Consider the following 11,840-nt stretch of genomic DNA (forward strand, 5'->3'; position numbering starts at 1 on the left):
GTTTTTTTGCGAGGCTAAAATTATTTGATTTTAGCTTCTTTGAAAATCACGTGTTGACGGATTTTTGGATCAAATTTTTTGATTTCCATTTTTTCCGGCATAGTACGTTTGTTTTTAGTCGTGGTATAGAAATAACCTGTACCAGCTGTAGAAACGAGACGAATCTTATCACGCATTGTTCAGACTCCTTAGATCTTTTGACCTTGAGCACGAAGGTCTGCAACAACCTTTTCGATACCCAATTTGTCAATAATACGCATACCTTTAGTGGTTAAACGAAGACGTACAAAACGTTTTTCGCTTTCTAACCAGAAACGGTGGTGGTGCAGGTTCGGCTCGAACCGGCGCTTGGTTTTGTTGTTGGCGTGTGAGACGTTGTTACCAACGACTGGACGCTTGCCGGTAACTTGGCAAACCTTAGACATGGTGTAACTCCATTGATTCAGCCAACAGCAAATCTGTGGCCAGTCATACTAAATGTAAACGGATGAATTCATTCAAGGGGCGTTTTATACCAAAAATACGATTAAAAGACAAGCGGAATTGGTAAAAACGAGGCATGATTTAGTATAACAGATCATGCCTTGATCAGTTAGCGCAACAAGGTTTTCGAAATGAAACGATGAATGGGCTTATTGAACGGTGGAAGAATGTATTTAAGGCTATAAAGTTTTGGATTTGACATTACCGAACGTTCATGAGAAAGGCTAAAAAAGCCCTCTGGTCCGTGATATTTACCCATACCTGATGCCCCAATTCCGCCAAACGGTAAATCATCCTGAGCCACATGGGTAATAACCATGTTGATTCCGAAATGTCCTGAGTGGGTGTGCTGTGCAACATAATCAGCACGCGCCTGATCATAGTCGAAATAATACATCGCTAGAGGACGTGGGCGACTATTAATGAATTCGACGACTTCTTCTAGTTGGTCATATTCTAAAATTGGCAGGATAGGACCAAAAATTTCATTTTGCATAATGTCCATTGCAGTCGTTACACCTGTAACTAAAGTCGGTGCAATTTTACGGACATCATCTAAAATTTCATTTTGTGGGTTAATTTCAACAATACGAGCACCTTGATCGCGGGCATTTTCAAGGTAGCCCTGAATACGGTTGTATTGCTTGTCATTAATAATAGAAGTGTAATCTTGATTATTGCGGAAGTGTGGATACATGCCAGCCACAATCAATTTAAAGTTTTCGATGAACTCAGCAGTTTTTCCGCGCGGTAAGAAAATATGGTCAGGTGCAACACAAGTTTGTCCTGCATTCCATAATTTCCCTACAGCAATACGTTGGGCCACATCTTTCATATCCATTGATGCATGCACAAGTGCAGGAGATTTTCCGCCTAATTCAAGAATAACAGGAACTAGATTTTGAGCTGCGGCTGCCATGACTGTTTTACCAACAGAAGTTGAGCCTGTGAAAATCATTTTGTCAAAAGGCAAATGACTAAAAGCATCTGAAATAACGCCACCACCATTTACCACAGCAACTAATTCTTGTGGAAAGGCTTCTGCTAATACACTTTCAAGAACTCGCCCAAAGTTTGGGGAGGCACTAGAAATCTTGATCATGGCATGGTTGCCCGCTGCCAGCGCACAAATTAATGGCCCAACTGAGAGCAGCAATGGATAATTCCATGGTGTAATAATACCAATTACACCCATAGGTTGATATTGTACCCAACCTTTTGCGGGTTGATGTAATACACTGATATGGCGTTTTGAAGGTTTCATCCACGCTGTCAGATGTTTACTATAATATTTGATTTGTTCCAAACTGGTGAGTAACTCACCAATTTTTGTTTCCATAACTGCACGATTGCCATAATCAAGGTTAATTGCGTCGGCAATCTGATCTTGATATTTTACCAAGACTCTTTTAAGACGAGCTAAACGATCAATACGCTCTTTAGCAGTGGGTACCGGATGACGTAAATAAGCAAGCTTTTGTTGTTCAAGCAAATCATGTAAATGCTTAACATCATAAGGAAGCTGAGTCTCTGGATTTGTTTTTGTTTGACTGTTCATCGGTACTTACCAAATATATTGATATGTTTATTTTTTAGAGTAAATACTCTAAATAGTCAAGTCAGTTTATGTGTTTAAGTCTTAACCATTTGAATTATTAAAGGTTATTAAAATGTCTCAACCTAAAGCTCTGAAGACAAAAGACCGGATTTTACAAATCAGTTTGCAGCTTTTTAACGAGCGAGGTGAACGGTCGGTTACAACCAATCATATTGCTGCGGAGTTAGGTATCAGTCCTGGGAACTTGTATTATCATTTTCGGAACAAGCATGAAATCATTAAGGAATTAATGTATCTATATCAGGCCGAGACGTTGGAAGTACTTTCTTTACCTGACGATAGACCATTAACGACCAATGATAAAATCAACTATTTTCAAGTGCTCAGTGGCCAGTTATGGAGCTACCGTTTTATTCATCGTGATGTTTATCATTTAGTTGAAAGTAACGAAGACTTTAAAAAGATTTATCCACGTTTTGCAGGGCAGGTCATGCAACAGGGGCAAAAGATTTACCAAGCCTTTGTAGATGCAGGTCTTATGAAAATGACGGCATCGGAAATTGAAGCGCTCATTATTAACCTCTGGATTGTATTAACAAACTGGACAAACTTTTTATATATGTCTGGTCATATTAGTGACAATAACCATTTAGAAGAAAAATGGGTTTGGCAAGCATTACGCCAAATGGTTTTCCTTGAAGGGCCTTATCTGATGGGTGAAAGCCGAGCAACTTATGAGCAGTTGCTTGAATCTCTTGGCCCTTCAGATCTATTTGCCAGCTTATCGTCCTTAAAAGACGAATAGTTGTGCTTGTTTATTTAGGGCGCTAGAATACTCGGCCTATTAAAAAATTTATCTCAATTAAGTGATATTAACCAAATGAATATGACCACTGCCAATACAGCCCGTTTACTGATTACTTGTGAAGACAAGCCAGGGATCGTACAAGCGGTATCGAGCTTTTTGTATCACCAAGGTGCAAACATTACCGCGCTTGATCAGTATGCGACGGAAGCTCAGGGCGGACGTTATTTCATGCGTGTTGAATTTGAACTTGATCATTTACAGTCGCGTAAAGATGCATTAATTCAAACTTTTGCTGCGAACGTTGCTGAGCGTTATGGCATGCAATGGCGCCTTGCTTTCGTAAACGATGTTAAAAAAGTTGGTATTTTAGTTTCTAAAGTTGACCATGCATTGCTTGAGTTGTTATGGCGTCATGCACGTGGTTCATTACCTTGTGAAATTACTCATGTCATTTCAAATCATGAAGATCTACGTGAATCTGTTGAAAACTTTGGTATTCCATTTACGGTAATTAAAGTCACCAAAGACAATAAAGCTGAAGCTTATGCGCAAATTGATGAATTGATGCAAGGCAATGATTTATTAGTTCTTGCACGTTACATGCAAATTTTAAACGAAGATTTTGTTGCGAAATGGGAAATGAAAATCATCAATATTCACCATTCTTTCTTGCCAGCATTTGTGGGTGCAAATCCATATAAGCAAGCTTATGAGAAAGGTGTGAAGTTGATTGGTGCGACAGCTCACTATGTGACTGCTGACCTTGATCAAGGCCCAATTATTGAGCAAGACGTTGAGCGTGTGAGTCATAACTATAATGTTGAGCAATTACGTGAGCTAGGTGAAGATGTAGAACGTAATGTATTGGCTCGTGCCGTAAAGTGGCATTTAGAAGACCGTATTATTGTAGATGGTAATAAGACCGTTGTTTTTTAAATAACGCTTATTCTAGAAAAGCACGCTTCTTGCGTGTTTTTTTATATTCAAAACACATTTGGAATAATATAACATATCAGTGATTGGATAGGTCTGTGGTAATATTGGTTTTGTTCAATATGAAATTATTCAAGCAATACAAATTTGATTAAGTGAATGATGAGCAAGTGATCAACACTGATGTAACTATGAGAAAACTAAAGTAAAGACACTCAATAGTTACAAATGGATGACATAGCGCAGATGATTTTCTCAAAAAATAGTTGCAAATGAAAACACTTCTCATTTATTATTGTGGCACTTTATTGTTCTATCCGATGTTTGAAATCGTTTCTATAAATAGAAGTCGGAAATCATCATCCATTAGGTAATTAGATTCTTATGAGTCAATCTTCCGCAGCCTTAAATTCTCCCAATCCGATGAAAAAGAAAGTCATCACAGCACTAATTGCGGTTGCAATTGGTCATATCGGGGTTTTATGGGCAGTCAACCATATTAAGCCTGCTGAATTAAAGCCAATCGAGAAGAAACCTTTACAGGTACGTTTCGTAAAAATTCAAGAGCAACCAAAACCACTACCTCCTAAGCCAAAGGAACCGCCAAAAAAACCGGAACCTAAGAAAGAAGTGAAGGAAGTTAAAGTTGTTGAAAAACCTGTAACACCACCGAAAAAAGTGGAAAAGATTCAACAGGTGAAAAAGGCTGAAACTCCAAAAGAAACAGTAAAGACAGAACCTAAAGTTGAAACCAAAGTGGTGACAACGACAACAACTGTTACTGAAAAAGTCGTTGAAAAACCAAAGCCAGTAGTACAAGAAGCACCTAAAGCTCAACCCGCTCCAGATCCATCACCGAAACGAGTTTCAATTGGTGGTTCGGGTGTACAGTGGAGTCGTTCACCGAAGGTATCTATAACGACGAAAGAATTAGATAATAAAGCTTGTTCTGCAAACGTTTCTATAGATGCGGATGAGAAAGGCCGAGTGACTGATGTTCGCTTCTTGCGTAGTAACTGTCCTCCTGTTGTAGAGGCAAAGATTTTGCGTGCTGTAAAAAGTGCGAAGTTTAAACCTTATATGGAAAACGGGGTTGCTTATCCAATTAAAGGTCCAGAGCAACCATTTGATTTCGTTCCTTAAATAACTTTGAGTCCCAACGGCTAACCTTAATCAGGAGTTCAATATGAACTTTTCAATCTATTGGCAACATGCAGATGCAGTGAGTAAAACCCTGTATTTCATCTTATTGGCAATGTCGATTGCTACCTGGACAGTTTTCATCTTACGTTTGATGGGGACTCGCCAATTAAAGCAACAAGCTTATGCTCAACTTTCTCAGGCTATTACTTCGCTAAAAGCAAAGTTACAACCTTTGACTTTTGAACAGCGTAAAGCGGTTGCAGAACAGGCTCTACTTCGTCAAATTTCTGCTGAAAAAGTCAATGCTGAAAAAGGTATTTCTGTTTTAGGAACAATTGCTTCAATTGCACCATTCGTTGGTTTGTTTGGTACGGTATGGGGTATTTTCCATGCACTTGTTGCAGTAGGTAAGAGCGGACAGGCAGGATTGGCTCAAGTGGCTACACCAGTAGGTGAAGCGCTTATTATGACGGGTCTTGGTCTTGCAGTTGCGATTCCTGCGGTATTGGCTTACAACATCTGTGTACGTGCTAACCGTGGTCTTGCTCATGATTTACAAGATCAAGCGCACAGCTTGTTAATTGACACGATGTTGCAGCAAGACTCAACTGTAAAATCTGATGTTAAAACTGCGCAGCAAAGTTATGTTGGAGGTCAAGCTTAATGGCTTTTCAATTGGGTGAAGACCACGATAGTGGCATAAATGAGATGAACCTCATTCCGCTAATCGACATTATGTTGGTGTTAATGATCATCTTTTTGGTCACAGCAACAGTTGCCAACCCATCGATTCCATTAACGCTTCCTAAAACAACTGCTGAAATTATTGATCCACCACCAAAAGCTATTACGATTAGTATTAATGCAAATGGTGAAGTGGCTTGGGATACTCAAGTAATTAGCCTTGATGAGCTTCAAAAACGTTTTCAAGAAGCAGGTCAAGGTGATGTTAAACCAACAGTTCAACTTCGCGCTGATAAAGAGTCGAAGTACGATACTGTTGCACAGGTAATGTCTCGCGCCAGTGAAGCCGGACTGAGCGATATTGCCTTTGTAAGTGAAAACTAAAATTTAGTTTACTCAATAAAAAAGCAACCTCATCGGTTGCTTTTTTTATTGCTTTAATTTATTGATCTTTCATAAGATGCTGGAATTTACTATATAGCTTGAGCAACTTAGGTGGAATCGCAAAGTTGCAATAACCTTGGGACGGATTCTTTGCATAGTAGTTCTGATGGTATTCTTCTGCTGGATAGAACGTCGGAACAGGAGATAACTCAGTCACAATATCAAGCTCATCATCTTTTAGAGTTTGAATCGTATGTTCTGCTGCCTGCTTTTGCTCTTCATTAAAATAGTAAATAACAGAACGGTATTGAGTGCCCATATCATTACCTTGACGGTTTAAAGTCGTTGGGTCATGAGTCGCAAAGAACACATCGAGTAACTGAGAGTATGTTACTTGCTCTTCATCAAAATCTACCAAGATAACTTCAGCATGCTGAGTATCGCCCTGACAAACTTGCTCATAAGTGGGATCAGTTGTATGCCCACCCGCATAGCCACTTGTCACTTTTTCTACGCCACGAATTTGTAAAAATACGGCTTCGACGCACCAAAAGCAGCCGCCGCCAAATAATGCCTGTTGCATTGTTTTTTCCTCTATTTCCTGCCTATTACAATAGGGTTTATATATTTAGATTACAAAGTAAAGCATGTATAAAAAAGTAAAGAAAAGTGCCTTACTTATTTCGGTTTTGGTAAACCTTGGCGAACGATTTGAGAGAAATGTTCACTACTTTGATCTGAAAGACGCTCAAAATTTTCAGTACGTGGGTTGATGTGTGCAATTTCATACCACTGTTTTAAACTAATATTTTGATTAAGCGCTTTAAGATCATATAAATAATTAGGTAAGTAACCTGAAGCGATTAGACGATAATCTTTAGGAAGTTGATAGGGGTTAATCGCTTGAACCATATCAAAAATTAAGGTGGTACAATTACTGGTTAGGGTGTTGTACCACTTAGGTTCTGCACGAAGTTCATCCGATTTCTTTAGATATTCTAAAAATAAGGCCTTCTGCTCGCGACGTGGCATGTTGACTGGAAAATTATAAACTTGCTCTTTGCGAATGTTACTGCGGGTGTAGACAATATCTTTTTCATCAGAAGCAATTAGACTAAGTTCATATTTCCTAAAAAATCCACCAATTGCCGAAAACTCTTCGCTTTTTTCTTTACGAATTTCGATTGAAAACACTAAAGGTTGTTGGTTGTTAAATTCAAAGCTCACAAGTGTATGAGCAATTTGCGGTCCCATCCAATAAGAAGCAATGATATTTATACCATTCAACTGGTTAAGATCAAAAGTTCGAGTTTCCCACCGCACATCATAAGTACCATCAGGATGCCAGTTGAAGTTACGCACATTATGCAGAGTAACTACATCGCCGTGCTTTTCGTAGCTCAGCATATTGGCAACTTCAGGGTTCCAGTCGCGGTCCTGACGTGCAGTAATCGAAAAATACCAAACAAGTGAACAGGCAAATGCCAAAAGGTAAATCAGGATATCAGTACGGCGGCTAATAATATGGCCTTCAACATATAAGCCAGCCATACTGAGCGCAAAAGCGATCCAGATACCAATGAGTATGCGGCTACCTAACCAGCCAAAAGGGTGTTGAACCCAGAGCGCTACACATACCCAAATGCTAGAGAGCACAATAAACAGCGTGAATAGACTATGTAAAAACCCGAAAAGTAGGGCAGTAATAAATTCACGCGATCCAATATTGTGCATAGATGTCCATAGAATTATTTTTTATAAGTTGCAAATTCGAATGAAGTTCCTGATTTTTCATCTATTTGCTGTTCACTCGCAGTTTTATGAAATTCACTCGGGATTGTTGGATAATGTGCATCACCTTGCACATCTAAGTCAACATGAGTGAGTTCAAGACGGTCTGCAATTGACAAAGTTTGCGTAAATATTTCACCGCCACCAATAACGAAAAGCGCCTGCTTCTCGGTATTTTTTACATCTTCTAATGCTGCGTTTAAAGCATCTTCAATTGAATGGGCAACTTTAACACCGTCAAATTGCCAGTTAATGTCACGGGTAATGACCCAGTTCACACGGTTCGGTAGAGCACGGCCCATCGACTCAAGCGTTTTACGACCCATCACGACCACGCCGCCTTGTGTGATTTCTTTAAAGTGTTTTAAGTCGGCAGAAATATGCCATGGCAACGCATTGCCTTTACCAATACAGTGGTTTTTGTCCATTGCCACAACGTGAACAACTTCTACATTTTGCCATGCCATAATCTTATTCTCTAAACCGTAAATCTAATAAAAATTGAGCCTTCGTTATACTGCAACGGGTGCTTTAATTGCAGGGTGTGACTCATAACCTACAATTTCAACATCTTCAAATTTGAAATCAAATAAGTCTTTTACTTCTGGATTCAGTTTCAATTGGCATAGTGGTAAAGGTTCACGTGTCAATTGAAGTTGTGCTTGTTCAAAGTGGTTAACATAAAGATGCGTATCACCGCCAGTCCAGACAAAATCACCTACACCTAAGTCACACACTTGAGCAATCATATGAGTGAGTAGAGCATAGCTGGCAATGTTAAAAGGAACCCCTAAAAACACGTCTGCACTACGTTGATAAAGCTGGCATGACAACTTGTTATCTTGTACGAAAAATTGAAAAAGCGTATGACAAGGCGGTAAGGCTACTTGTCCAGCTTCGTTCGGGTTCCAACCAGAAATAATTAAACGACGTGAATTCGGATTGGTTTTGATTTCATTAATTAACCATTTAATTTGGTCAAAACCATCTTGGTTATAAGTGCCATCAGCATTTTTAGTTGCGCCGAAATTACGCCATTGATGACCATAGACAGGTCCAAGTTCATGCTCTGGGCGGCCAAAACGGGCAGTTTGTTCTGCTGTTGCCCATTCATCCCAAATTGAAACTTTATTGTCTTTTAGATATTGGACGTTGGTGTCGCCTTTTAAAAACCAAAGTAACTCAATCACAATAGAACGGAAGTGAACTTTTTTTGTGGTGAGTAAAGGAAAACCTTTAGAGAGATCAAAACGCATTTGATGACCAAATACAGAACGGGTTCCTGTGCCTGTACGGTCGCCTTTGTCACCGCCATTATCAAGGATATGTTGTAGAAGGTCTAAATATGCACGCATAACACTCTCGAGTTCGGATTAATTCCATAAAATAAAGGGGGAGATAGCTCAACGATAAATAATTACGCAATAGAGCTGCTTCATCATGAACCACTGAAGATGATACCTGTTGTAGCTCAAGATGAAAATCTAAAAATGGTTCTATGGCCTTCCGATGAACATAATTAGTCAAATCGTTTAGCACGATTTTGGTAAATCGAAACAAGAAAAAAGCCAACCAGTACAAAGCCTAAAGCTTGTAGCACAAGAATCCATTTATGTTGAGCAGGAAGCAGGTACATCAAAATAATAACGATGAAAATAGGGTAAATTCTCAGCAAAAACTGGAAGCTAGATTTGTATGAGTTGCCATCTGGAATTTTTGTTTGTAGATATTGCCCAAAATGCAGACCTAATCCGAACACGAGACTCAGCACGGTATAAACAGGGGGCAACGGTTGAACTTGATTAGCTAAATAAACTGCCACACAAACGGCAACAATACAGATGAGTTTGATATGGCGTGGAGCGTTGTACCAATAAGCCAACATGAAAACTAAACCTGTTTATTAAAAAGCGATTGAGGTGAAAAAATAAAAACAGCCAGCGCCATAAAAGCAATCCCTTGTATGCCCCAGATGAGTAAATTAGGCATAGCTTTCACAAAAATAAGGGCAAATAACAGTGCAATAGGCACCCAAGTTAGCAGGCGGTAAAGTAAACCAGTCGGATTTTTTTGAGCAAAATGTAATTTGAAATAGCGACAAATTAAAAAAATAACCCCAGTTCCGGTGAACATCAAAATCGTATCTAAAGGCAATGGTTGGTATTGATAGAGCGCAATACAAATGGCTAAAGTAATAATTAAAATCACTAATTTTTTAAATGACGGGACTTGAGTGTTAAACCAGAATTCCAGCATGGTATATCTTCATTTTGGGAGAATAAAAACTGTAGCATAAAAAAGAAAAGAGGAGCCGAAACTCCTCTGATTTATCATGTTAACTATTTTTTTGTGGACCCCAGTCGTAAATTTTCTTTTGGTAGGCGTACCACATCATCCAAAGACCAATCAGCAACATTGGAACGGTTAGGATCTGACCTTTCGTCATCCAGCCAAACAGAATAAAGCCTTGGTCTGCATCGGGCTGACGGAAAAACTCCATCACAAAACGGGCAACCCCATAGCCCATTAAGAATAGAGCAGAGACGGCCATACGTGGACGTGGTTTTGAACTAAACCACCACAAGGCAATAAATAGGATTAAACCTTCACAAATGGCTTGATAGATTTGTGATGGATGGCGAACCAGCTGTAGAGGATCGGTTGGGAAGATCATACCGAATGGGTAATTCGGGTTTGTTACCGCACGACCATATAACTCGCCACCAATAAAGTTACCGAAGCGTCCAAACATTAAACCTGTTGGTACACATGGAGCAATAAAATCGAGTGTCTGGAACCATGTTTTTTGGTATTTTTTACACCAAAATAACATTGCAATCATGACGCCTAAAAAGCCACCGTGAAAACTCATGCCACCTGTCCAGACTTGAAATAGCCAGATTGGGTTTTCGAGGAATTTATCAAACTCATAGAAAAAGACATAGCCGACACGACCGCCCAGAACAACACCTAGGGCACCATAGAATATTAGGTCGGAAACCATTTCTGATGTCCAGCCATCACGTTGTTTGGCACGGTAGGATGCAAGCCCCCAAGCACATAAAAATGCCAATAAATACATGAGTCCATACCAATGGACTTGAAGAGGTCCTAGATGTATTGCGACCGGATCGATATTAGGATAGGTCAGCATTGCTGCTCCTTGATCTTACGTTTTGACAGATTGTAGCGGAATGATGTGAAAAATGTTGTACATTCAATGTGTAAAGATAGGGAACAAGAAAAGATGTGTATTGTGGCTTTAGCATGGCATGTTCTGGATGATATGCCCTTGTGTCTTATGTCAAATCGAGATGAGTTCTATCATCGACCAACGGCGTTGTTGCATGCTTGGGAAAACACACCAATTGTTGCAGGGCAGGACTTACAGTCGGGTGGTACTTGGATGGGGGTAACACCTCAAGGCCGATGGGCTGTTTTGACCAATTTCCGTGATGGGCGAGACCAAAAAACTTATAAGACTTCTCGGGGCCATTTAGTTCAGGCCTTTTTAGAATCTGATCTATTACCCATCCGTTTTGCCCAACAATTAGAGCAACAGCAACAAAATTTTGCTGGCTTTAACTTATTTATGGGTAACTCTGATCAAGCTGTCTATATGAGTAACCGAGGTGAGGCACCGCAAGTTTTAGCCAATGGCGTCTATGTCGTCTCGAATGGACTGATGTCTGAACATTGGGAAAAAACCAAACATTTGCGAACACGCTTTACGCAAGAGTTTTTACCCATGATTCAACATGAAACAGAAGAGTTGTTTTTACAAGACGTTGCGTGGGATATTTTAGAAGATGAGCGTAAAGTCACAACGGCATTATTACCCAAAACGGGCATTCAACCAGAAATGGAAGAGTTATTATCTTCGACCTTTATTCAGAGTCCCGTGTATGGAACACGTTGTTCGAACTTTCTAAGAATGACCAATAATGAGTGGCTTTGGTTGGAAAAGACTCAACAAGGTGAACACAGCGGTCAAATTGTGCAGCAGCAGATTCCTTTAAATAGATAGAAATAAAAATGCCGATCAATTGACCGGCA

At 39.6% G+C, this 11,840-nt stretch carries 16 protein-coding genes; 6 read left to right on the forward strand and 10 right to left on the reverse strand.

The annotated features are described in order from the left end of the window. Positions 1-20: 20 nt before the first annotated feature. From rpmG to MSG66_RS05630, 3 genes are all read right to left on the reverse strand, one after another. Positions 21-176 carry a 50S ribosomal protein L33 gene (gene rpmG / locus MSG66_RS05620; RefSeq protein WP_003654787.1) on the reverse strand — a complete coding sequence of 52 codons (156 nt, stop codon included), beginning with the start codon at positions 174-176 and terminating at the stop codon, positions 21-23. A 12-nt stretch (positions 177-188) separates the two neighbouring features. After that, positions 189-425: a 50S ribosomal protein L28 gene (gene rpmB, locus MSG66_RS05625; RefSeq protein WP_000048256.1), complete on the reverse strand. Its 237-nt coding sequence runs from the start codon at positions 423-425 to the stop codon at positions 189-191. 167 nt (positions 426-592) lie between these two features. Next, positions 593-2,041: a coniferyl aldehyde dehydrogenase gene (locus tag MSG66_RS05630; RefSeq protein WP_324652836.1), complete on the reverse strand. Its 1,449-nt coding sequence runs from the start codon at positions 2,039-2,041 to the stop codon at positions 593-595. Positions 2,042-2,153: 112 nt separating this feature from the next. Here MSG66_RS05630 and MSG66_RS05635 point away from each other — a divergent pair, with 112 nt between their 5' ends. From MSG66_RS05635 to MSG66_RS05655, 5 genes are all read left to right on the forward strand, one after another. Further along, positions 2,154-2,846, forward strand: a complete 693-nt coding sequence (locus MSG66_RS05635; protein ID WP_042894718.1) for a TetR/AcrR family transcriptional regulator — start codon at positions 2,154-2,156, stop codon at positions 2,844-2,846. Positions 2,847-2,921: 75 nt separating this feature from the next. Next, a complete protein-coding gene (purU, locus tag MSG66_RS05640) occupies positions 2,922-3,785 on the forward strand; it encodes a formyltetrahydrofolate deformylase (RefSeq protein WP_324652838.1) in 864 nt (287 codons plus the stop codon). A gap of 381 nt (positions 3,786-4,166) precedes the next feature. Then, positions 4,167-4,925, forward strand: a complete 759-nt coding sequence (locus tag MSG66_RS05645) for a TonB family protein (RefSeq protein ID WP_324652840.1) — start codon at positions 4,167-4,169, stop codon at positions 4,923-4,925. 43 nt (positions 4,926-4,968) lie between these two features. Then, positions 4,969-5,589: a MotA/TolQ/ExbB proton channel family protein gene (locus tag MSG66_RS05650; protein WP_042894723.1), complete on the forward strand. Its 621-nt coding sequence runs from the start codon at positions 4,969-4,971 to the stop codon at positions 5,587-5,589. Next, positions 5,589-5,993 carry an ExbD/TolR family protein gene (locus MSG66_RS05655; protein ID WP_003654800.1) on the forward strand — a complete coding sequence of 135 codons (405 nt, stop codon included), beginning with the start codon at positions 5,589-5,591 and terminating at the stop codon, positions 5,991-5,993. Before MSG66_RS05650 ends, MSG66_RS05655 begins: the two co-directional genes overlap by 1 nt. 58 nt (positions 5,994-6,051) lie before the next feature. On the opposite strand, the gene msrA is transcribed toward MSG66_RS05655, so the two are convergent. From msrA to lgt, 7 genes are all read right to left on the reverse strand, one after another. After that, positions 6,052-6,576 (reverse strand): peptide-methionine (S)-S-oxide reductase MsrA, encoded by a 525-nt coding sequence (msrA, locus tag MSG66_RS05660; RefSeq protein WP_202742583.1) that lies wholly within the window; start codon positions 6,574-6,576, stop codon positions 6,052-6,054. A 95-nt stretch (positions 6,577-6,671) separates the two neighbouring features. Continuing rightward, positions 6,672-7,727, reverse strand: coding sequence for a DUF4105 domain-containing protein (locus MSG66_RS05665; RefSeq protein WP_133975507.1), 1,056 nt, complete (start codon positions 7,725-7,727; stop codon positions 6,672-6,674). Positions 7,728-7,741: 14 nt separating this feature from the next. Beyond that, positions 7,742-8,251 (reverse strand): dihydrofolate reductase, encoded by a 510-nt coding sequence (locus MSG66_RS05670; RefSeq protein WP_133975505.1) that lies wholly within the window; start codon positions 8,249-8,251, stop codon positions 7,742-7,744. A 45-nt stretch (positions 8,252-8,296) separates the two neighbouring features. After that, positions 8,297-9,139 carry a thymidylate synthase gene (thyA, locus tag MSG66_RS05675; protein ID WP_075431260.1) on the reverse strand — a complete coding sequence of 281 codons (843 nt, stop codon included), beginning with the start codon at positions 9,137-9,139 and terminating at the stop codon, positions 8,297-8,299. Between the two features lie 164 nt (positions 9,140-9,303). Beyond that, entirely contained in the window at positions 9,304-9,669 is a 366-nt protein-coding gene (locus MSG66_RS05680; RefSeq protein WP_042894733.1) for a hypothetical protein, read from the reverse strand. A 5-nt stretch (positions 9,670-9,674) separates the two neighbouring features. Further along, entirely contained in the window at positions 9,675-10,040 is a 366-nt protein-coding gene (locus MSG66_RS05685; protein ID WP_324652846.1) for a hypothetical protein, read from the reverse strand. 79 nt (positions 10,041-10,119) lie between these two features. After that, on the reverse strand, positions 10,120-10,938 hold the full coding sequence (lgt, locus tag MSG66_RS05690; protein ID WP_133975503.1) for a prolipoprotein diacylglyceryl transferase: 819 nt from the start codon (positions 10,936-10,938) through the stop codon (positions 10,120-10,122). A gap of 93 nt (positions 10,939-11,031) precedes the next feature. Between lgt and MSG66_RS05695 the strand changes: the two genes are divergently transcribed. Then, on the forward strand, positions 11,032-11,811 hold the full coding sequence (locus MSG66_RS05695; protein WP_324652957.1) for an NRDE family protein: 780 nt from the start codon (positions 11,032-11,034) through the stop codon (positions 11,809-11,811). The last annotated feature ends 29 nt before the right edge of the window (positions 11,812-11,840 follow it).

Origin of the sequence: Acinetobacter sp. IK31 (assembly GCF_035615195.1) — a bacterium.
Lineage (GTDB): Bacteria > Pseudomonadota > Gammaproteobacteria > Pseudomonadales > Moraxellaceae > Acinetobacter > Acinetobacter calcoaceticus_C.

Coding starts and splice junctions, on each gene's coding strand:
- rpmG (WP_003654787.1), bottom strand. CDS start 176: ATGCGTGATAAGATTCGTCTCGTTTCTACAGCTGGTACAGGTTATTTC.
- rpmB (WP_000048256.1), bottom strand. CDS start 425: ATGTCTAAGGTTTGCCAAGTTACCGGCAAGCGTCCAGTCGTTGGTAAC.
- MSG66_RS05630 (WP_324652836.1), bottom strand. CDS start 2,041: ATGAACAGTCAAACAAAAACAAATCCAGAGACTCAGCTTCCTTATGAT.
- MSG66_RS05635 (WP_042894718.1), top strand. CDS start 2,154: ATGTCTCAACCTAAAGCTCTGAAGACAAAAGACCGGATTTTACAAATC.
- purU (WP_324652838.1), top strand. CDS start 2,922: ATGAATATGACCACTGCCAATACAGCCCGTTTACTGATTACTTGTGAA.
- MSG66_RS05645 (WP_324652840.1), top strand. CDS start 4,167: ATGAGTCAATCTTCCGCAGCCTTAAATTCTCCCAATCCGATGAAAAAG.
- MSG66_RS05650 (WP_042894723.1), top strand. CDS start 4,969: ATGAACTTTTCAATCTATTGGCAACATGCAGATGCAGTGAGTAAAACC.
- MSG66_RS05655 (WP_003654800.1), top strand. CDS start 5,589: ATGGCTTTTCAATTGGGTGAAGACCACGATAGTGGCATAAATGAGATG.
- msrA (WP_202742583.1), bottom strand. CDS start 6,576: ATGCAACAGGCATTATTTGGCGGCGGCTGCTTTTGGTGCGTCGAAGCC.
- MSG66_RS05665 (WP_133975507.1), bottom strand. CDS start 7,727: ATGCACAATATTGGATCGCGTGAATTTATTACTGCCCTACTTTTCGGG.
- MSG66_RS05670 (WP_133975505.1), bottom strand. CDS start 8,251: ATGGCATGGCAAAATGTAGAAGTTGTTCACGTTGTGGCAATGGACAAA.
- thyA (WP_075431260.1), bottom strand. CDS start 9,139: ATGCGTGCATATTTAGACCTTCTACAACATATCCTTGATAATGGCGGT.
- MSG66_RS05680 (WP_042894733.1), bottom strand. CDS start 9,669: ATGTTGGCTTATTGGTACAACGCTCCACGCCATATCAAACTCATCTGT.
- MSG66_RS05685 (WP_324652846.1), bottom strand. CDS start 10,040: ATGCTGGAATTCTGGTTTAACACTCAAGTCCCGTCATTTAAAAAATTA.
- lgt (WP_133975503.1), bottom strand. CDS start 10,938: ATGCTGACCTATCCTAATATCGATCCGGTCGCAATACATCTAGGACCT.
- MSG66_RS05695 (WP_324652957.1), top strand. CDS start 11,032: ATGTGTATTGTGGCTTTAGCATGGCATGTTCTGGATGATATGCCCTTG.